The organism is Ruminobacter sp. RM87 (assembly GCF_000701925.1).
Classification (GTDB): domain Bacteria; phylum Pseudomonadota; class Gammaproteobacteria; order Enterobacterales; family Succinivibrionaceae; genus Ruminobacter; species Ruminobacter amylophilus.
The window spans coordinates 68,307-89,434 of sequence record NZ_JNKD01000002.1 but is presented as its reverse complement, the minus strand read 5'-3'; the positions used below and the strand labels follow the sequence as shown (position 1 = coordinate 89,434).

General features: G+C 39.7%; 20 protein-coding genes. 9 read left to right on the top strand and 11 right to left on the bottom strand.

Translation table 11 applies throughout. The features are described 5' to 3' along the window. Window positions 1-23 precede the first annotated feature (23 nt). Together gspD and gspC are read right to left on the bottom strand one after the other, a co-directional pair. Window positions 24-1,961, bottom strand: coding sequence for a type II secretion system secretin GspD (gspD, locus tag T489_RS0101200; RefSeq protein WP_084155356.1), 1,938 nt, complete (start codon window positions 1,959-1,961; stop codon window positions 24-26). 13 nt (window positions 1,962-1,974) lie between these two features. Next, complete coding sequence (gene gspC / locus T489_RS0101195; protein WP_031578226.1) at window positions 1,975-2,931, bottom strand: type II secretion system protein GspC; 957 nt, start codon at window positions 2,929-2,931, stop codon at window positions 1,975-1,977. A gap of 120 nt (window positions 2,932-3,051) precedes the next feature. Here gspC and hslR point away from each other — a divergent pair, with 120 nt between their 5' ends. Beyond that, entirely contained in the window at window positions 3,052-3,465 is a 414-nt protein-coding gene (hslR, locus tag T489_RS0101190) for a ribosome-associated heat shock protein Hsp15 (protein ID WP_031578225.1), read from the top strand. 31 nt (window positions 3,466-3,496) lie between these two features. Next, window positions 3,497-4,453 carry an Hsp33 family molecular chaperone HslO gene (locus T489_RS0101185; RefSeq protein ID WP_031578224.1) on the top strand — a complete coding sequence of 319 codons (957 nt, stop codon included), beginning with the start codon at window positions 3,497-3,499 and terminating at the stop codon, window positions 4,451-4,453. A gap of 156 nt (window positions 4,454-4,609) precedes the next feature. Here T489_RS0101185 and T489_RS0101180 read toward each other — a convergent pair whose 3' ends face one another. Continuing rightward, window positions 4,610-5,929, bottom strand: coding sequence for an ammonium transporter (locus tag T489_RS0101180; protein WP_093140637.1), 1,320 nt, complete (start codon window positions 5,927-5,929; stop codon window positions 4,610-4,612). A 251-nt stretch (window positions 5,930-6,180) separates the two neighbouring features. Between T489_RS0101180 and T489_RS0101175 the strand changes: the two genes are divergently transcribed. Beyond that, entirely contained in the window at window positions 6,181-6,963 is a 783-nt protein-coding gene (locus tag T489_RS0101175; RefSeq protein WP_031578222.1) for an alpha/beta fold hydrolase, read from the top strand. Window positions 6,964-7,031: 68 nt separating this feature from the next. On the opposite strand, the gene greB is transcribed toward T489_RS0101175, so the two are convergent. After that, window positions 7,032-7,643 (bottom strand): transcription elongation factor GreB, encoded by a 612-nt coding sequence (greB, locus tag T489_RS0101170; RefSeq protein ID WP_084155355.1) that lies wholly within the window; start codon window positions 7,641-7,643, stop codon window positions 7,032-7,034. An 81-nt stretch (window positions 7,644-7,724) separates the two neighbouring features. Then, window positions 7,725-9,338, bottom strand: coding sequence for a phosphoenolpyruvate carboxykinase (ATP) (gene pckA / locus T489_RS0101165; protein ID WP_031578219.1), 1,614 nt, complete (start codon window positions 9,336-9,338; stop codon window positions 7,725-7,727). A gap of 351 nt (window positions 9,339-9,689) precedes the next feature. Between pckA and T489_RS0101160 the strand changes: the two genes are divergently transcribed. Then, complete coding sequence (locus T489_RS0101160; RefSeq protein ID WP_031578218.1) at window positions 9,690-10,274, top strand: NifU family protein; 585 nt, start codon at window positions 9,690-9,692, stop codon at window positions 10,272-10,274. Window positions 10,275-10,412: 138 nt separating this feature from the next. On the opposite strand, the gene gpsA is transcribed toward T489_RS0101160, so the two are convergent. The 3 genes from gpsA to T489_RS0101145 all read right to left on the bottom strand — a co-directional run bounded on the left by gpsA (window position 10,413) and on the right by T489_RS0101145 (window position 12,463). Further along, window positions 10,413-11,411, bottom strand: coding sequence for an NAD(P)H-dependent glycerol-3-phosphate dehydrogenase (gene gpsA / locus T489_RS0101155; RefSeq protein WP_031578216.1), 999 nt, complete (start codon window positions 11,409-11,411; stop codon window positions 10,413-10,415). A gap of 76 nt (window positions 11,412-11,487) precedes the next feature. Then, window positions 11,488-11,967, bottom strand: a complete 480-nt coding sequence (gene secB, locus T489_RS0101150; RefSeq protein WP_031578215.1) for a protein-export chaperone SecB — start codon at window positions 11,965-11,967, stop codon at window positions 11,488-11,490. Window positions 11,968-12,013: 46 nt separating this feature from the next. Continuing rightward, window positions 12,014-12,463: a rhodanese-like domain-containing protein gene (locus tag T489_RS0101145; protein WP_031578214.1), complete on the bottom strand. Its 450-nt coding sequence runs from the start codon at window positions 12,461-12,463 to the stop codon at window positions 12,014-12,016. Window positions 12,464-12,821: 358 nt separating this feature from the next. Between T489_RS0101145 and gpmM the strand changes: the two genes are divergently transcribed. From gpmM to T489_RS0101130, 3 genes are read left to right on the top strand one after another with little or no spacing between them, the layout of a single operon-like run. Continuing rightward, window positions 12,822-14,348 carry a 2,3-bisphosphoglycerate-independent phosphoglycerate mutase gene (gene gpmM, locus T489_RS0101140; protein ID WP_031578213.1) on the top strand — a complete coding sequence of 509 codons (1,527 nt, stop codon included), beginning with the start codon at window positions 12,822-12,824 and terminating at the stop codon, window positions 14,346-14,348. Between the two features lie 57 nt (window positions 14,349-14,405). After that, on the top strand, window positions 14,406-15,638 hold the full coding sequence (locus tag T489_RS13965) for a murein hydrolase activator EnvC family protein (RefSeq protein WP_051621691.1): 1,233 nt from the start codon (window positions 14,406-14,408) through the stop codon (window positions 15,636-15,638). Window positions 15,639-15,648: 10 nt separating this feature from the next. Next, window positions 15,649-16,035, top strand: coding sequence for an acetyl-CoA sensor PanZ family protein (locus T489_RS0101130; RefSeq protein ID WP_031578212.1), 387 nt, complete (start codon window positions 15,649-15,651; stop codon window positions 16,033-16,035). A 77-nt stretch (window positions 16,036-16,112) separates the two neighbouring features. On the opposite strand, the gene glpX is transcribed toward T489_RS0101130, so the two are convergent. Together glpX and T489_RS0101120 are read right to left on the bottom strand one after the other, a co-directional pair. Further along, window positions 16,113-17,138, bottom strand: coding sequence for a class II fructose-bisphosphatase (gene glpX / locus T489_RS0101125; protein ID WP_031578211.1), 1,026 nt, complete (start codon window positions 17,136-17,138; stop codon window positions 16,113-16,115). 69 nt (window positions 17,139-17,207) lie between these two features. Further along, the gene (locus tag T489_RS0101120; protein ID WP_031578210.1) at window positions 17,208-18,554 is read right to left on the bottom strand and encodes a metallopeptidase TldD-related protein; all 1,347 of its coding nucleotides are present in this window, start codon (window positions 18,552-18,554) and stop codon (window positions 17,208-17,210) included. A 67-nt stretch (window positions 18,555-18,621) separates the two neighbouring features. Here T489_RS0101120 and yjgA point away from each other — a divergent pair, with 67 nt between their 5' ends. Continuing rightward, window positions 18,622-19,185 (top strand): ribosome biogenesis factor YjgA, encoded by a 564-nt coding sequence (gene yjgA / locus T489_RS0101115; RefSeq protein ID WP_031578209.1) that lies wholly within the window; start codon window positions 18,622-18,624, stop codon window positions 19,183-19,185. Continuing rightward, window positions 19,178-19,516, top strand: a complete 339-nt coding sequence (locus T489_RS0101110; RefSeq protein WP_031578208.1) for a rhodanese-like domain-containing protein — start codon at window positions 19,178-19,180, stop codon at window positions 19,514-19,516. Before yjgA ends, T489_RS0101110 begins: the two co-directional genes overlap by 8 nt. Before the next feature lie 84 nt (window positions 19,517-19,600). Here T489_RS0101110 and tldD read toward each other — a convergent pair whose 3' ends face one another. Then, a complete protein-coding gene (gene tldD / locus T489_RS0101105; protein WP_031578207.1) occupies window positions 19,601-21,115 on the bottom strand; it encodes a metalloprotease TldD in 1,515 nt (504 codons plus the stop codon). Window positions 21,116-21,128: the final 13 nt, after the last annotated feature.

Sequence of the window (21,128 nt, the reverse complement as noted above, 5' to 3'; positions counted from 1 at the left end):
CACAGCTCCGTCCATCTTGCTGATTACTTAGGTTCATTACTGTTTACCACCTGAATAACATCAGGAGCTATGACTATTGTCGAATTAAGCTCAGGCATGACAGGTGTTGATAAAGTTATAGGCAAAAGTCTCAGCCCCCGTTTGTTGCGCTGAAGCTGTTCATTTCTGAACATGGAATACTTTGCCGCAGAAAGTTCAGCGTAATCACCATCTTCACGCAAAATAATAGGACGAAGAAATACCATCAGATTTCTCTTTTCATACGAACTGGAGGTATACTTAAACAATTCTCCCAAAATAGGAATATCTCCCAAAAACGGAACCTTGGTTACACTCTCAACGGTCTGATTATTCATCAATCCGCCAAGAACAACAGTATCACCGCTCTTTACAAGTACTGAATTCTTAATGGTTCTTACATCAAAAGTTGCCCCATTTTCATCTTTGGCACTGCTGCTGTTAACACTTGAAACTTCCTGTTCAAGAGTCAGCATTACACTGTCTCCTTCATTGATTTGCGGAGTAAATTTGAGTTTTGTACCAACTGTCTTTCTTTCAATAGTGTCATATCTTACGGATGTATCGGAAGTACTTGTCTGTGTACCTGTTTTAACAGGAACTTCCTGACCGACATTAAATTCAGCTTCTTCATTATCCATGGTTATGATACTAGGCGTGGACAGAACATCATTACGTGAATCGGCCTGTACCATGGACAGCAGACCAAACCAGTTTCCGCTGTAAAAACCGATACCGCCGCCATTAAGCTTTGCCAATGAAGAAATTCCGGAAGTTGTAACAAGATTGGACACCGGAACCTGACTTCCCGTGAACTGAACCATTCCTCCGGAGGTGTTACCCCACTGAATACCAAGTGAAGCACTTGTGCTGTCGCTGATTTCCACAATTATCGCTTCAACCAGGACCTGAGCCCTTTTAATATCGAGCTTTCTAATGATGTTTTCAATTTCTTTTATATAATTGGGTTCAGCATTAACTATAATCGAATTTGTAGCTTCGTTGCTGTAAATATTTATCTTGGCACCTGAGGATGTTCCGTTTGATGCCCCGTCGTTTCCGGTTATTGACTTGCTCACGCCATTAAGTGTTTCAATAACCTCAGCGGCCTTGGCATATCTTAAATAGAATACCCTGGTATTTCCTGATGATGCCTGATCCATGTCAAGCTTATTAATGATTTTAATAACCCTTTCACGAGCTCTCGGTTCACCGGAAACCACTACAGAATTTGTTCTTTCATCAGCAACCATCTTCGGCGTAAGAAGTGCTGACGTTGCTGATTTTGATGCGTCTTCTTTGATAATGGAGTTTACAACACGTACAACTTCATTGGCTGAGGCATGTTCAAGCTTAACAATCTCTACCTCCTGATTACCGGCCTTATCAACTCTGTTAACAATGTCGGCAAGCCTGTTTACCACCTGAGCCCTGCCGGTAATAAGCAGAACATTAGACGGTTCATAATGAACGACGTTACCGGCCCCCTGATTATCGATAAGTCCTCTTAACAGCGGGGCCAGTTCCCTTACACTCACATTTCTTACAGGAACAACTCTAGTGATCATCTCATCACCGATTCCTCCTGACTCGCTCACTGGAACACCGGCTGTTTTAGCCACGGCGGATCTGACGACTTTGTACACGTTGTGATCTGTTTCAACTACGGCATAACCGTAAACCTCAAGCACGCTTAAAAAGAACTGATAATACTCTTCCTCGTTCAGCAAATCGTAACTGCGTACATTGATTTTTCCACGCACGGCAGGATCAACTATAAAATTTTTATTGAGATTTTTTCCTACCGTACTGATAAATTCATTAATATCAGTACCCTTAAAACTTGCTGAAAATTCCGCGGCATTGAGAACTGAACCATATCCAAACAATGCCAGAGAAAGAGCCACTGCACAACAAGATTTTTTGAGACTGTTGATTTTCATTATTATTCACCGTTTACTGAATGTCTAAAACGATTGTTTCTTTTGAGCCGTTACGATCTACAACTATATTTATCTGGGTCATGTTCTGCAACTCCCCCATCACAGCCATGGCCTGAGCACTGTCAGTAAGGTCCTTACCATTAATTTCCACAGCAATGTCCCCTGCTTTTAAACCTGCGTCTATAAACAACTTCCCTTCACTGCCAGGATTAAGTTCATACCCTATAATCTTTCCATCTTTCTGGGCTGGAGAAATATTTATGTAATTGAATAGATTTCCAGGATTACTGAGTAATTCCGTACGAACCGTCTGTAACTCACCTTTATCAATTTTTGATGTCTGATTCTTTTTTGAATCCTTTGCCTGAGATGATTCGGAAGGCGCAGATACGAAGATATCTTCAGGTAACTTGATAACCTCTTCCACACCGGCATTATTGATAACTATTTCCTGTGGTTTTATCTGAGAGATAACGGCATTTGTACCTTCGATTTTTTCACCTACCGAATATACATTTTCAATCCCCTTCATCACAAACACCACAGCCCCTCTCTTAGGGTCTGAACTGTATGAAATACCTGTAATTTTTACGTCAAGTTTTGAACGCGTGGCAGCTGGAGACTTGTTCTGCTGAACAGGCTGATTTGCCGGTTCTACACCAAAAAGACTGTAATTGCTCAACTTTACACTGTTTCCTGGAGATTGAATTTTCTTTAACTCCTGAGGCGTAAGACCTGCTAATGCAGGACTTTTATATGGAATTTTATGCCAAAAAAAGACAGCTGCCTCATAGCAGACTACAAATGTCAAAAGATAAAACAAATACGCAGAAATTTTTGTATAATATCTGTCAAGATGCTGTGGGCTTTTAGTTGAGGAATTCACGTTGGTATGAGCATTTTCAGCTGATGAGTCTTTGCTTTGTTTTTTCTCAAAAAAACGTTTTTTTAGCGTTTCTATAGAAATCATAACAAACTCCACCCCACATTAAATTCATACATCCTATAATCGTACGAAATTGCTTTAAATTTGTAAAATGTTTAACAATTTTTTTTGATGTTTTTTTATATAAATCACTAAAAGAGAATTATGGCTAACACTGAAAACTCTGATACAGACAAAGGCATTCGCCTAGATAAATGGCTTTGGGCTGCCAGGTTCTACAAAACAAGGTCTATAGCTAAAGACATGATAGAGGGTGGAAAAGTTCACTACAATAACTACCGCACCAAACCAGGGCGAATTGTGGAAGTCGGAGCCAAAATTGAGCTATGGCAGGGATTCAATAAAATCGAGATTACTGTCCTCGGTCTGAGTGATCAGAGACAGAAAGCAGCTATAGCCAGAACTCTGTATGAGGAAACACCTGAAAGCATCTCCCGTCGCGAAAAGCAGGCAGAAGAACACCGTATGCAGGTTCTGTTTGCCCCTCATCCTGAAAACAAGCCGGATAAAAAACAGAGAAGAGAGCTGTTAAATTTCAAGCATCAGTCAGATTTATAAAACATTACCCCGTATTGCCTAGGAGACAGACATGACAACATTACAAGATAAAAACGAAGAATTCAGCAAAACAATTACTGAGCTGAATCAAAAGAGTGCTCTTAGCAGTTTTGATAAAATTCTTTCATTTGAATTCAATGACTATGACCTGCACGGAGATATTGTTCAGACAAACAACGCCATAAAAGGACTTCTTGAAGGACATTCCTATCCAAAGTGCATACAGAATCTGCTTGCAGAAATGCAGGTTGCGGTATGCCTCATGGCCTCAAAACTTAAATTTGAAGGTGAAATCATGCTTCAGGTAAGAGGCGGAGGAAAATATTTCAAATATGCCGTATTAAACAGTAATGAAAGAAACGAAACCAGAGGTCTGGCTTCTTTTGACAGCAAGATTGATGAAAATACTCCGTTTAACCAGCTGCTGACTCGGGATTCAATCATGACGATTGATATCATGCCGAAAGTCGGCAATCCATACAAAGGAATTATTGATATTTCCAAGAATTCGCTGGCTGAATGTCTTGAAGACTATTTTACTCAATCTGTGCAGGTTCCAACAAAAATATGGATATACAGTGATGCCAACAACTCAGGCAGAGCAGCAGGAATCATTATTCAGGCACTTCCAACAAAGAATCCGACAAAACAAAAGGAAGATTTTGAACATGTTTCTGTTCTTACAGACACAACAACCATGGCAGAAATTCTTTCTCTTAACAACAGAGAAATACTTTACAGACTATACAATCAGGAATCTGTAACACTTTACCCTGATAGAGAAAAATCTGTATCATTCAAGTGCAACTGTTCACGGGAACATTATAAAGAAATGCTTTCCCACCTCAACCCGGATGAATTGGCATCAATTCTTCAGCAGGATGGACATATAACAACAGAATGTCATTACTGCCGTAAAACCTACACATTCGAACACGACGATGTTATTGAAATAATAAAAGAAGCCAAAAAACATCAGCATCACTAAATTGCAAAACAGTGCATGGTAATTAAACATGCCTCATTCCATTGCATAATGCATGATTACAGCACGATAATCTGTAATTACATTTTTCCTGCATCGATTCAATTGCAGACAAAAAAAAGGGAGAAAACTTTCTCCCTTTTCTTTCAAGGTTGATACTTACATCAGATTGTAAGCTCTTTCACCATGGCTTGTTAAATCTAAGCCTTCACGTTCCTCATCCATTGGAACTCTTAATCCGCCAAACAGCTTACCGGCAATATAGAAGGCAGCGATAGAAGCTACACCGCACCATACAATTGATATAACAACAGAAGCGAATTGACCTGTGAATTGACCGAGCATTGTTTCCCATCCTTCATGATAACCCACGCCACCAAGAGCAGGGGCACAGAAAACACCTGACAGAAGGGCTCCGGTTATACCACCGATACCATGAACACCGAATACATCAAGAGCATCATCCACTCTTAACATTCTCTTAAGAACGTGAACTGACCACAGGCAGATAACACCTGCAACAGCCCCAATTATCAGTGCACCACCCACACCAACGAAAGCACATGCTGGAGTAATTGCAACCAGACCGGCTATCGCACCAGAACATGCACCAAGCAGTGAAGGCTTTCCTAAAAGAACCCATTCAGCAGCAAGCCATGAAAGTGTTGCAGCGGCCGGGGCTACACAGGTATTTGCAAAAGCCAGAGCAGAAGTACCGTCGGCAGTTAATTCTGAACCTGCATTGAATCCAAACCAGCCTACCCACAGTAATGAAGCACCAATCATGGTCATAACAAGGCTGTGTGGAGTCATGTTTTCACGACCGAAACCTATACGCTTGCCCAGGAAAAACGCACCGACGAGAGCACAGATAGAGGCATTGATATGAACCACGGTACCGCCAGCAAAGTCATATGCATGCCAGGCTGAATCAATATATCCACCGCCCCACACCATGTGGCATAAAGGGATGTATGAGAAAGTAAACCAGAACGCTATTACAAACAGTAGTGCACTGAACTTGATTCTTTCTGCTAAAGCACCTATTATCAGACACGAACTGATTGCCGCGAAGGCACCTTGGAATGAAAAGAAAGTAAAATCTGATAAGGAACCTGTTGCTGTATCAGGAGTAACGCCAAGCATGAGAAACTTGTCCAGATTGCCCATGAAATAGTTTAAAAATCCACTTGAGTTTGTTCCGAAAGCAAACGTATAACCATAAATTGTCCACAGTACAAAAATTACAGCAAAAATCACAACGGACTGTACCAGTATGGACAACATGTTCTTGGCTCTTACCAGACCGCCGTAAAACAAACCGATGCCCGGCAAAGACATCAATATTACCAGAGCGGTACATATCATTATAAATCCATTATCAGAACTCGACACTTCCGGTGCAGCTTCTTCTGCAAAAGCAACTGTCGAACCCAGTATTGATGAGGAAAGAATTCCTGTTCTTAAAATATTCTTCATACAGATCTCCAAATTACTAAGTAACTCATGAGATCATTTATGCAACATCTTTGCCAACACTCAAATTATTTTAATAATCACGAAGTATCATAAAGTTCTGATAGAGTTTCTGCACTCTTTAAAACAGCCGACAAAACGGACATGTAGTATTTAATTTACATGATGTCGTCCGACAAACTCCACAAATATTGCCCAATTTATTAGATAAATAACATACAATATAAGTATGACTTAAATCGGAGGGTACCATCATGAAACTACAGACAGAAGTGATTGGTTCAGATAATCATAAAACCATAGCCATGATCCATGGCTGGGGTATTTGCAGTAAAGTGTTCTACCCTATTGTCGAATCTCTGAAATCAAAATACAGAATTGTTCTTATTGATATGCCAGGTTATGGAATTAATAACTGTATTCCTGCAAACAGATGTGATGGTATTGTAAACTCATTAGAAGAAACAATTCCTGAAAACTGTGCACTTCTTGGCTGGTCTCTCGGAGGGATACTTGCTCAGAAGTTCTGTATAACAAATTCAAAACACATCAAGGCTCTTGTAACAGTTTCATGCTCACCAAGATTCACTTCAGAACCTGAAACCGGATGGCCCGGAACAGATGCAAAATTACTAAAAAAATTCTCATCACTTATTTCTCAAAACAACTGTCAGGCGGTTATAGATAAATTTCTAAGTCTGCAGGCAATGGGTTCAGAAAGAATGAGAGAAGATATCAGAATTATCAAACAGCTTATATCAGAAGTTCCAGCACCTTCGTACTATGAATTACAGGCAGGACTGAAAACTCTGATGGACGAGGATTTGCGTAATAACATATCACGAATAAGCTGTCCGTCTCTTCATATGTACGGTCTGAAGGATAGGTTATGCCCTGCATCAACTAAAAGTATCTGGAGCACCAAGGAAAACAGTCATACCATAGTATTCGAACAGAGCTCCCATGCCCCCTTCATTACCCAGACATCTGATTTCAATGAACAGCTACAGCTGTTTCTGGACAAATACTACAACTGACAGAAAAGACGCTATTAGAACCAGAAAATAGCGTCTTTTAATAAATGATCCTTTAGAGAATATACAAACTATTTAACTAGCGTCTTAAGATATTCATCCTTAATTTTCTTAAGTTCTTCATCACTTAAAATTTCAACCGGAGCATATTCATGATCTCCTGAGAAATTAAACTGAGGTTTATCAATAGGTCCAAACCATTCTTCCGGAGTATACGAAATTTTATTGATATACCATGTTACCTTTCCCTTAGGAGTAATAACATCAGCATCGTCATCGATGGTTTTATTCAATATACCTCTGGCGATTGGACTTTCGTACGAAATAAACCCTTTTCTGCCATATACTTCAGCTGTATTGACAATATGCACATGCAAAATTTCACCATCATCATTTTCAATTTCAACATATGCACCAAAATAGACCTTATTATCTCTAATACCATCAGCACTGCGATCCAATATCTCAGTATTCTTTAAGGTATCAGTCAAAAACTTTACCCGTCTGTCAATCTGACGCAATAACTGTTTATTATACTGATAATCAGCATTTTCACTACGATCTCCAAGTGATGCAGCCCATGCCAGTTTTTCCACAACTTTAGGACGAATATTTTCCCAAATTTCATCAAACTCTTTTTTAATTAGCTGATGTCCCTCTGGTGTAACAAACTTAAAAGCCATAATACCCTCCAAAGAAAAAACCATGCTGAAGTCAGCATGGTTTTCATAATTAACAGTTAATAACTGTATTCAGACAGCATATTAAAGCTGTGGACCAGCCTTAACAAGAGCCTTACCAGCTTCGTTGGTTTCATACTTCTTGAAGTTGTTGATGAAACGCTGAGCAAGATCCTTAGCCTTAACTTCCCATTCAGAAGCGCTTGCGTAGGTGTTACGTGGGTCAAGGATGTTGGTGTCAACACCGTTTAACTTGGTAGGAACTACGAAGTTGAATAATGGAATGGTCTTGGTTTCAGCCTGATCGATTGAGTGATCAAGGATAGCATCGATGATACCACGAGTATCACGAATAGAAATACGCTTACCGGTACCATTCCAACCAGTGTTAACGAGGTATGCCTTAGCACCGCTCTTTTCCATGTGCTTAACAAGTTCTTCAGCATACTTGGTTGGGTGTAATTCAAGGAATGCCTGACCAAAACATGCAGAGAAGGTTGGGGTAGGTTCAGTAATACCACGTTCGGTACCTGCTAACTTAGCAGTAAAGCCTGATAAGAAGTAGTACTGAGTCTGATCCTTATCAAGGATAGATACTGGAGGAAGAACACCGAAAGCATCAGCAGATAAGAAGATAACCTGCTTAGCAGCTGGACCAGCAGAAATTGGGCGCTGAATGTTCTTGATGTGATAAATTGGGTAAGAAACACGGGTGTTTTCAGTTACAGACTTATCAGTGAAGTCGATCTTACCGTTAGCATCTACAGTTACGTTTTCGAGAAGAGCGTCACGACGAATTGCATTGTAGATATCTGGTTCAGATTCAGCATCTAAGTTGATAACCTTTGCGTAGCAACCACCTTCGAAGTTGAATACACCATTGTCATCCCAACCATGTTCGTCATCACCGATGAGCTTACGCTTTGGATCGGTAGAAAGGGTGGTCTTACCAGTACCTGACAGACCGAAGAAAATAGCGGTGTTTTCACCGTTCATATCGGTGTTAGCAGAGCAGTGCATTGAAGCGATACCCTTTAATGGGAGGTAGTAGTTCATCATAGAGAACATACCCTTCTTCATTTCGCCGCCGTACCAGGTATTTAAAATAACCTGTTCCTTGGTGGTTACGTTGAATACTACTGCAGTTTCAGAATTAAGACCTAATTCCTTGTAGTTGGTAACCTTTGCCTTTGATGCGTTGTAAACGATAAAATCTGGTTCCTGTTCGAAATCAGCTTCTGACTGAGGACGGAGGAACATGTTGGTTACGAAATGAGCCTGCCAAGCTACTTCAACGATGAAGCGAACCTTCATACGAGTGTCTTTGTTAGCACCACAGAAACCATCAACAACGTATAACTTCTTGTTAGAAAGTTCCTTCTTTGCTAAATCCTTAACAGCAACCCAAGCTTCCTTAGATGCTCTGTGGTTGTCGTTCTTGTATTCGTCAGAAGTCCACCATACGGTATCGTGAGAGTTTTCGTCATCAACGATGAACTTATCCTTTGGTGAACGGCCGGTATATACACCGGTCATTACGTTAACAGCACCGAGCTCGGTTTCCTGACCCTTATCAAAACCTTCTAAAGATTCCTTAGTTTCTTCGTTGAATAAAACTTCATATGAAGGATTGTAAAGAACTTCAGTAGTACCGGTAATGCCGTACTTTTCTAATACTGACTTATCAAACTTTGCCATTTTTATGGTTACTCCAATTATTTAAGAAGATTTAAATAAACATGTCTGATTTTAAGAGATTTAAACAAATTAGTCTATAAAAATAAATCAAAAAATTGTAAAAATTTATGCTTTGCGAAATGATTATTTTTTCCGCTATTGATTTATCAGTGAAAACATTACAAAATCATTCTCTATCAACATCTATATCTTTCCACTGGATTTATTTTTTCAGTACCAAGTCATTAAAATTTAACATTTGATACGGTCTGGTCCCCGATCTTGACATAAATAATGTGATTGGGTATCTTGCATGTATTTACTTACGGTATTGCTAGACAATATTTTCCATAATACGGACAGGTGATCCACATGATTAAAATTACCCCAAAAGCTGAAGAATATTTTGTTCAGCTCCTTAAAACTCAGGCCCCAGAAACAAAAATCAGAGTATTCGTTTCCAATCCGGGAACTCCTGGAGTAGAGTGCGGAATTCTATACTGTCCCAAGAACTCCGTGACAGGATCTGATGACATTTTTAATTACAACGGTTTTGATGTGGTTATTGACGTATCAAGTCAGCCTTACCTTGAAGGTGCCGTCATAGACTTTAAAACAAACAGTGAGAATAAAAGTACTCTTACATTCAAAGCCCCTAACCTAAAGAAATCAATGCTTGACGAAAATGCCTCACTCTATGACAGGTTAGAACTGTTCTTCAGAACCACTGTCAATCCGAGTCTTGCCGCACACGGTGGAGTCGCAAAGCTGATCAGTGCCTCCGAAGACGGAGTAGTCAAAGTCAGTTTTGAAGGAGGATGTAAAGGGTGCAGTATGGTGAATATCACACTGTCAGAGGGAATTGAAGCCAACCTGAAACAGGCATTCCCCGGCATGATTAAAGAAGTTATCGATGTGACAGACCACGAAGTCACTGACGAAACATACGCAAAATAATACATAAGTATGATTATGTAGTTATGAAAAAGGACCATTTTCGCGACTCCGGTAGGTATGTCTAACTTATAGAGTCCTTATAAAATGGTTCTTTATCTTTAGATATTCGCCAACAGACAATCAGATTATTATAAAAGTCTATTCTGACTTCTGAGTTCGTGACAGCAGAGTTGCGGTAGCATCTTTCGCGGATTTACCTTCATACAAAACTTTGTATATTTCTTCGCATATAGGCATTTCTACATTATATCTTTGGGCGAGCTGATAAACCTCTTCAGTATTGTCATAACCTTCAACTACCTGACCGATTTCCTTAATTGCCTCATCAACAGTTTTTCCCTGTCCTAAAGCAATACCAAAACGTCTGTTTCTCGACTGGTTGTCTGTACATGTCAGAACGAGATCTCCCAAACCGGCCATTCCCATGAACGTATTCGGCAAAGCCCCCATAGCCCTGCCAAGTCTCTGTATTTCTACCAAACCTCTCGTAATCAGTGCCGTTCTGGCATTTGCACCGAAACCAAGGCCGTCAGAAAGACCAGCCCCAATGGCGATAACATTTTTAACGCAACCACCAATCTGAATACCGATATAGTCAGGATTTTTATAAACTCTGAAATTTTTGCTTGAATGAATCAATCTTGAAAATTCATCCGTAAAATCATCGCATGAACCTGAAACAGAAATAGCTGTCGGCATTCCCGCAGCCAACTCTTTTGCAAATGTAGGTCCGCTGATAACGGCAAATGGAATACTATTTCCGAATTCCTCTTTTACCACATCACTGAGAAGTTTTCCCGTTTTTGCCTCTATCCCTTTGGTTGCCCAAGCTAACCTGTGATCAGGTGAAAGAAATGGTTTTATCTGTTGCAGCACATTTCTAAAATTACTGCTAGGAATTACTACAAGTAATATATTTGTGTTTTTTACAGCAAATTCAAGATCACTTGTAAGTTCAAGAGATTCCGGAAACAGTATGCCGGGTAAAAAGTCCTCATTGGATCTAGTCTGCTGCATTCTGTTAATTTTACTCTGGTTTCGTCCCCATAAAAGAACCTTGTTACCATTTCGAGCCAGGGAAATAGCCAATGCCGTGCCATAAGAACCAGAACCTATTACAGAAATAGAATAACTCATTTGCGAACTCCAAACGAATTTTTTATAAAAAAAACACAGAGCCAGTCAAGGCCCTGTGTTCATAGAAAAACAAATATTACTTGTCTTCAGCTTGTTCTTCTTTCTGTTCCTTTGCAGCCTGAGCCTGCTGTCTCTGCATATAGATTGCATCAAAGTTAAGTGGCTGTAAAATGAATGGAGGGAAGCTTGCCTTGTTTACTAAAGAACTAATGTTTTCTCTAGCATATGGGAAGAGAATGCTAGGAACAGTGGCATTGAGCACATGAGCCAGCTGTTCTTCACCGAAGTTTTCTGCATGAACTAATGCAGCCTGATTAACTTCACAGAGGAATGCAACCTTATCTTCAGCATTCTTTGTGGTCACTGTTAATCTTAAATTAACTTCATAAACATGATGTTCAGGATCAACGTTATCATTCTTGATATCTAAATCGATCTTGCTTTCTGGCTTCCATTCACTGCGGAAAACATGAGGTGAATTAGGAGTTTCTAAAGAAATATCCTTATTGTAAATTCGAAGAATTTCGAATATAGGATTTAACTGTTCATCAGCCATTTTATGTTCCTTAATATAATTACATCAAACTATTCGGAATTTGAAATTACCCCTTAACCACAGGATAATTATTAATCGTCCATTCCTGCATTCCGCCATTAAGTATCACACTCTTGTAACCTTTCTTTTTCAGGTTCTTTGCACACTTATAGGCAGTCACGTCATCATAACCCTTGCCTATGACAACAATGGTTTTATCTTTAAATCTTTCAACCTGTGAAAACTTCTGACCAAGCAAGTCCTCAGAAGAAACAGACACGGCTCCAGCCAAATGCCCTTTCATAAACTCTTCTGTTGTGCGAACATCAACCAAAGCAGCAAGATCATGATTGTACATATCAACAGCATCTCTGGAATTCAGCAGTTTTAAGCCGTCTTTCCAAATAATTGTCTGATAGTAAATAACATAACCTAAAGTTATCACCCACAACAAACTAATAATCTGATGTCTGCTGACAAAAGACACTAGCTCATTCCATAAATCCAAAGATTCCATATAATAAACACGCCCTGGTATCTGTTTTAACCTATCCGTTCCCAGCCGGTTCTTTCTCGAAACTGACTGAGCATAATGATCCGAGGGGTATATTATCACATGCGAAAAAATTTTAAAATAATCGTCACTAATAATCATTTTTTTCAAAAAAACGATAATGAATAATAAAACAGGGATCTGATTTTTTGGGTAAATTGAACGCAATATAACCAATTTTTAGGCTGTATCATAAAAAGATTTTCTGCATACATAAAGATCATGACGACAAAATTAGTGTAAAATATGCACCAGAGTATTAAAACTTAATTTTTGACAAGATTTTTTTCACTGAATCAACGTAATCATATTAGGAAATAAAATGGCAAAGAAACCTTTTGCACTCATCATTATGGATGGTTGGGGATACAACACTGTTAAAGAATTTAATGCTGTTGCAAATGCAAAAACCCCAGTTCTTGATAAACTCACTCAGGATTATGCTAACACTCTGATTTCCGCTTCTGGTGAAGATGTCGGTTTACCAGACGGTCAGATGGGTAACTCTGAAGTTGGCCACACCAATATTGGTGCCGGTCGCATCGTTTATCAGGACTTAACCCGCATTACCAAGTCCATCAAAGATGGTGACTTCTTCACTAATGAAGTTTTCAATAAGGCTATCGATTCTTCTGTAGCAGCTGGTAAGGCAGTACATGTAATGGGTCTTATGTCACCTGGCGGTGTTCACAGCCACGAAAAGCACATTCTTGCACTTTTTGATCTTCTCGCAAAGAAAGGCGTTAAAAAGGCTTATTTCCATGCCTTTACCGACGGTAGAGACGTTCCTCCTCGCAGTGCTCAGAGTTCAATTGATCTTTTCGAAAAGAAGTTCCAGGAATTAGGTACCGGCAGATTTGCCAGCATGGTAGGTCGCTACTATGCAATGGATCGCGACAACAGATGGGATCGCGTTGAACAGGCATACAACCTTATAACTTTAGGTGAATCTCAGTTTGCACCATTCGCTTCTGCAACTGACGCATTAAATGCCGCATATGCTCGCGATGAAAACGATGAATTCGTTAAAGCTTCTGTTATTGGTGAACCAGTTAAAATGGAAGACGGAGATACTCTGATTTTCATGAACTACAGAGCAGACCGTGCCCGTCAGATCTCAAGAGCTTTCGCAAATGATGATTTTAACGGTTTTGAAAGAAAAGTTCGCCCTGCAATCAACTTTGTAATGCTCACCGAATACGCAACTGACATCAAGGCATCTTGTGCATTCCCTCCATCAGATTTAGTAAACACCTTAGGTGAATGGCTTTCTAAGCATGGCAAGACTCAGCTCAGAATCTCTGAAACTGAAAAGTATGCTCACGTAACCTTCTTCTTCAACGGTGGTGTTGAAACCGTATTTGAAGGTGAAGACAGAGAACTTATCCAGAGTCCAAAGGTTGCAACCTATGATTTACAGCCAGAAATGAGCTCTACCGAACTCACTGATAAGCTTTGTGCCGCTATTGAAAGTTGCAAGTATGATGTAATCATCTGTAACTACCCTAACGGAGACATGGTTGGTCACACCGGTGTATACGAAGCTGCTGTAAAGGCATGTGAAGCTGTTGATACCTGCATCGGTCGAGTAGTTGATTCTTTAAAGAAAGTTGGTGGCGAATGCCTCATTACCGCAGACCATGGTAACGCTGAAAGAATGAAGGATCTTGAAACTGGTGTTGCATATACTGCTCACACCAACCTTCCTGTTCCGTTAATCTATGTTGGTCGTTCAGCTGAAGCTGTATCCGGCGGTAAGTTATCAGATTTGGCACCAACAATTCTGAACTTAATCGGCATGAAAACTCCGTCTGAAATGACCGGCAAGGTATTATTCAAGGTTAAATAATCACCTTATATGACAACAGATAAGCGGTACTCAACATCTCTCTTCACAAGAAGCAGAATGATTCTGTTAGTACCGCTTTTTTCTGTCCTTTTTTTACTGATGCAGCCCTCTGAAGCTGCATCGTCCTCTCAAGGCAAAGAAGAAAAATCAATTGCCACTCTGAAAAAAGATATTGAACGTCGCACTGAAATTATAAAAAACCATGAAAATGATCTGATGTATCTGAAAAAAGAGCGACAGAACTACGATAAATCCATAAAACAGCTGGATATCAAGCTGTCTATTACTGAAAATAAAATCAAGTTAGTCTCAAGTCAGATCGATGAACTGGAAAACCAGATTAGTGATTTAGAAAGGCTCACTGACACTAATAAAAACCAATTGAGGAGCATGGTCAGACACCTGTACATGTTCGGTGAAAACCCTGGTATTAAACTGCTCCTGGGCAATGAAACTGCTAAAGACAACGACAGATACATGACCTATTATCAGATTCTTGCGGAACAGAGAAAAGAAGTTATCAGTAATATTGCTCAAAATCAGCTGGAGATGGAAAACAGCAAAAGGTATCTGGAAAATAAAAAAATCGAATTATCAAATCTTAAAACTGAATATGACGACAATCTCGGTTCGCTTAACAAAGAAAGAAGCGAACGCAAACACATGGAAGAAGCCCTTCAGTCCAACATCGACAATGAAAAACTTCAGTTAAAAAAGCAGGAAGAAGCCCTGAAAGCTTTGGAAAACGCCATTGAACAAAAGAAACAGGAACTTGAAAAGCAACGAAAAAAAGCAGAACAGAAAGCTATTGAACAGGCTAAGGCTCGAGCAAAAAAAGAAGGGAAAGATACTGAAAAAGCAGCAAAAGAAGAAAAAGAAAATTTTGCAAGAAAAAACAATCTGACAGGATTGGGACCAAAACTGTCCTGGCCGGTTAAAGGAAGTATAATCAAAAACTTTGGAGATATCAGATTCACCAATACAAAATGGACCGGTATTCTGATTGCATGCAATGCAGGAAATAATATAACTGCAGTAGCTGATGGTGATGTCCTTTATTCAGGGTGGCTTAATGGTTGGGGAAACATTATAGTAATAGACCATGGGGCCGATTATCTGACAATCTATGCCAATAATCAGAATAACCTGGTTAAAAGCGGACGCCGCGTTCACCGCGGAGATTCAATAGCGACCTCTGGTAACAGTGGAGGTCTGCAGACTAATAGTTTATACTTTGAAATTAGAAAAGGCGGAGTTCCATTGAACCCTCGCAAGTTTTTACACAGGTAGGTTATATTATATGCGACTGACAGTATTTCACGATTATGAACCTGAGCCTCTATGGACCAAAAGCCTCAATAAACTTATAGATCCAATGAATTTTAATGATATCCAACAGCTTGGTCACGTTCATCTTGCTGTATTTAATGATGGAGTTGTTGGTATCTCCGTTACCGATAATAACCATATCGTATATATTAAAGTTCGCGACATCACCAGAAGAAGAGGGGTCGGTAAATATCTGCTTGAAGAGACCAACAGATTTGTCCTCAAAAATAATGAATCAGTCATTATTGACACAGGGATTTTTCCTGCCTCAGAACAGGATGGACTGGCATACTTTTTAGAAACTCAGGGATACATAAAATCTAAAGATAACGACAAAATCTTTATATTCCGAAACTAATTGCCAGAAAATATATAAAAGAATCCCCTGACTTAAAGCTTTGCCTAATATGTCAGGGGATTTTTTGTTTAAGAGATTTACTTGTTTGTGCCGTTGCCAAACACTAAATCGTAAATTGTCTGAGACTTCTTCGGTAAGGTATGCAGAGCCTTAATACGACGTACAGTCTTAGACTTGCCCCTAATCATTATACTTTCGGTCTTTGCAATATTACCATCAAGAGTAACTCCGTCAAGCAGATCTCCCTTAGTAATACCTGTAATTGAAACGATAATACTGTCAGTCTTCACCATGTCTTCAAGTTTAAGAACAGTCATAGGCTCAATTCCCATAGCCTTGCATCTGGCAATTTCATTTTCGCCATGAGCTCTGTTGTCTGGTGTATCACCCTTTGCAATGTGACGAGGAATAAGTCTGCCCTGCATATCACCTTCTAGAGAACGTGCTACAGCAGCACTTATCACGCCTTCAGGCGCACCGCCAATACAGTAAAGGAAATCTATATCACTGTCAGGCATACAGGTTAATACGGACGCAGCCACATCACCATCAGGTATTGCATATACTCTCAGTCCCATGTCATGCATAACCTTAATGGCTTTTTCATGTCTTGGCTTAGCAAGAGTAACACATGTCAAATCGCTGTACTTTTTGCCGACAGCACGCGCAATACGATAAATATTCTCTTCCAGAGATACGTTCAGATCGATAACCCCTTTGGCATCAGATCCTACAATAAGCTTCTCCATGTACATGTCAGGAGCTTTTAAGAAACCGCCCTTGTCTGCAGCCGCAAGAACGGCAACAGCATTATTCTGCCCCATGGCAGTCATTCTGGTACCATCAATAGGGTCAACTGCGATATCAACCTCAGTAGAGCCGTTACCTACATGTTCTCCGATATAAAGCATTGGAGCTTCATCAATTTCACCTTCACCGATAACAATCTCGCCATCAATGTCAAGGTCGTTCAACATGTATCTCATTGCCTTAACAGCTGCATCATCCGCAGAGACCTTATCTCCACGTCCTAGCCAATGATAACCAGCTAAAGCAGCAGCTTCGGTAACACGACAAAATTCAAGGGATAATTCACGTTTCATAATAATTCCTGACTATCTGATAAATGTTAGGCAAATTTTATCACTAATTAACCGAATAACAATAAATTTTTATATACCGGCTACCTTAATATTTTCAATAAGCACCGATCCCAGATCGGCAACATTTCTCGAATCTCCGTCATTGGCTATAGCTACGATATTATTGAACATTTCCTTAAAGTTACCTGCTATTGTAAACTCAGCTATAGGATACTGAATTATTCCGTTCTCCACGTAAAATCCGCTTGCACCTATTGAAAGTTCTCCGTTTATAAGTTTAATACCGTTTCCCATTGTATCGTAAACAATAATTCCCCTGTCCATCTGACGAATAAGCTCGTTCTTGCTGCACAGTGGCTCTCTTTCATCCACCACGAAAGTATTACTTACTCCTCTGTTGTGGGCATTGTTTTCCATGTTCAACTTGTTGGCGAAATAATTATTTAAAAAATAATTATCCACATAACCATTTCTGATAATAGACATTGGTTTTGTTTTTACACCATCACCATCCATATAACAGGAACTCATTCTTCCAACTATGTGCGGATTCTCGTTTATTGAAATCCACTCAGGAAGAACCTTTTTGTTCAGACTGTCTGTCAAAAAACCGGTTTTATAATACTGTGTATGTCCATCAAGCGCGGAGAACAGCACGTTCAGCAGCATGGAAGACTTGTTAACATCAAAAATTACAGGATAATCACCAGTTTTAATCTTCTGTGGACAAAGCTGAGATACTCCTTCATCTATGGATTCTTTTACAAGAATCTCATCATTCCATAACTTCTCGTGACATGAATCGTAAGTATACGAACCACCATATTGACGATCATCATCTTTCCCACACATTAAAAGGAGATTACGTGAGTACGAGGTATCCGCACTACTGACCACCAGCCCCTGAGACGTGGCCATGGCAGAAATATAAAGTCCACTGTTCTCCTTGGCGCTTACGACGGATATTACCCTCTCGTCCGCTGCCATAGCCTTAAGTTCAAGATTTTTGCACCTTTCAAACATGTCATTCGGCTCTATATCAAGAGGATGAAAGGTATCAAAATCCATCTTTTCAAAAGCAAGAAACTCTTTTGCAGGGAGACGTGCATCAGGATCCGGATCAGTATGATTGGCGATACTCAATGCTGCTCTAATGCTTTCATCAATGGCAGACCTGGACAGATCACTTGTAGATACAGTACCTTTTCGATCATCTTTATAAACCGTTATGGCCAAACTTCTTCCGTTGGTAAAAGAAATATTCTCCATTTCAGTATTACGTGATGATACAGACAGACCGGTAGCCTTATTTAATCTTGCTCTGGCTGCATTAGCACCAAGCTGCTCAGCTTTTTCCACTGTATATTGAACAAGATCTTCCAAGTTATTTAATTCAAGCTGAATATCGTCATCCATTTCAATAATTCCAAATAATCACCAATGATGTTAGAATACACTAAATTTATTTAAGGATCTTTAGATTATGCCTAAGTATACAGATTTTTTTCATAAAAATGATATCCCTGATGATGACGGATGGGTTTCAAAAAGCTCTGAAAAGCGTCACGCACGTCATTTGAGAGATGTTGCTATCGAAATTCTTGCCCTCGCAGATTCAGAATTCGACCGTATACCTTTCGGTGATAACGATTCTCTCAGAGAAGCCATGCTGGTTGCCAAAAAGCTTAAACCAAGATCTGAAGAACTGCGCAGACAGATACTGCACGTAGAATCACTAATGAGAGTAGCCTCTGAAGACGATGTTAAGCTTTTCGAAAACATGTTAAAGGCCATTAAAGGGGCAAAGGTTTCTGAAAATGCTCAGTTTCATCGTCTGGAAACACTGAGAGACGAGCTCATCGCCACGGGGATGGAAAAAATCAACAGTCTCATGTCAGAAAATCCGTCTATTGATCGTCAGAAATTGAGAGCATTGGTCTCAAAAGCTCAGAAAGAGGCAGAAAAAGAAAATAGCGATCGTCGTTACTACAGAGAACTATTCCAGTTTCTTAAGACAAACATAAATCAGGAGCAATCAGATGAATAAACTATTCAGTTTTATACTTGCTGGTACAGCAGCTTTATTCAGTTGTTCTGCAACTTGCTTCGCACAGGATTTTATCATAGATGTAAGATCCCCTGCTGAATATGAATCAGGTCATGCAGAAAACAGTATTAATATCGTTTTCAGTGACATTGTTAAGGGAGTTACAGAAAATGATATCAAAAAAGACGACACCATCTACGTTTATTGTCTATCAGGGAAAAGAGCTGAAAGAGCAAAGAATTCCCTTAACAATGCAGGTTATCAGAATGTAATTAATCTCGGCGGATATGAAGACGCGGTAGTTTACTTCAAGGAACATCCAGTCAAATAAAAAACTGTATCTATAATATTGCGCAAAAGACGCTGTTTATAAATAAACAGCGTCTTTATTTTATGGATAAGATACAGAGGCAGTTTATCTTGAACCGCCAACTGTTACGCTGTCAATTCGCAGTGTCGGCTGTCCCAAACCTACTCTTATAGACTGTCCCTGTTTTCCGCAGGAACCGGTTCCCTTATCAAATTCAAGGTTATTACCAACCATGGAAATATTCTTCATAACTCCTATGGCATTACCGATTAAGGTTGCATCCTTTACAGGATACTTGATTTCACCATTTTTCACACGATAAGCCTCTGTCGCTGTAAATGTAAATTTACCTGCAACGGTATCAACCTGACCTCCACTGAAATCCACAGCATATATACCATCATCAAGACTCCTGATGATATCTTGAGGAGAATCTTTACCGGAAAGAAGATAGGTATTGGTCATTCGAGGAATCGGTTTACAGTAATAATCAGCTCTTCTACCATTGCCTGTTGACTCTTTGCCCATTAAACGGGCATTGAGTTTATCATACATAAAGCTTTTCAGAACACCATTCTCAATCAAAATATTCCTCTTGCTTGGAACACCTTCGCTATCAACATTAAATGTTCCTGTACCATTATCCACAGTGCCATCATCAACAATGGTGCAGAGCTTGGAAGCGACTTCTTCTCCCATCTTGTCATGGAAAACAGACTGACCTTTACGACACGCATCTGCTTCCAAACCATGACCTATAGCCTCATGAATGAGAACAGCAGGCCACCCGGATGCCAATACTACCGGCATAGTTCCTGCTTTTATAGGTACTGCTCTCAGATTAAGAAGTGCCTGTCTTACCGCATCTCTGGCAATAGCAAGGTATCTTGGCTCAGTCTCAACCGAGGAAACAGATGAAACTCCGCGAACATAATCATCAGGAAGAACAGGAACGTCTTCGTAGAAAAATGATAAATCGTAGATTTTTCCTGAGGCACTGTGTCCGCTTTCTGAAACACCGTTTTCTTCAACAATGACAGCACAGCTTAACGTAACCTGAGGAGTAATCTCGGCTGCTGTAACACCTTCCGTAGTAAACAGAAGACTGCTTTCATTGGATGAATTCAACCCGATCTTAACTTCTCTAACTCTGCTGTCTAGAGATCTTGCAAATCTGTCAATTTCATTAAGCATCTGAACTTTCTGTTCTCTTCCGATGCTGTTAATAGGGTCGTAATTACCTGTATTGTATATTTTATATGAAGGATTAAGATTAAGTCTGACATCTGAACTGCCACCCTTGTTTGATAAAGTTCTTGCAGCCCTGATCGCCTGATGAAGACTGTGATTATTTATTTCATCCGAATGAGCTAGAGCTGTTTTTTCTCCTAAAACACCTCTGACCCCAAACCCCTGATCTATGCTGAAAGCACCTGATTTGATTTTCTGTTCACTCAATCTCCAGCTTTCAGAAACAGAACACATAAAAAAGATATCACCGAAGTCCACACCTGATGAACACAATTTGTTTATCATTCCTTCGATATAATCTACACTCATGCCATTTTCTGACAGTAATTTCTTCGTAGTAATCTTAACTAAATCACTGGCTGTATTCATATATCTTTCTCTC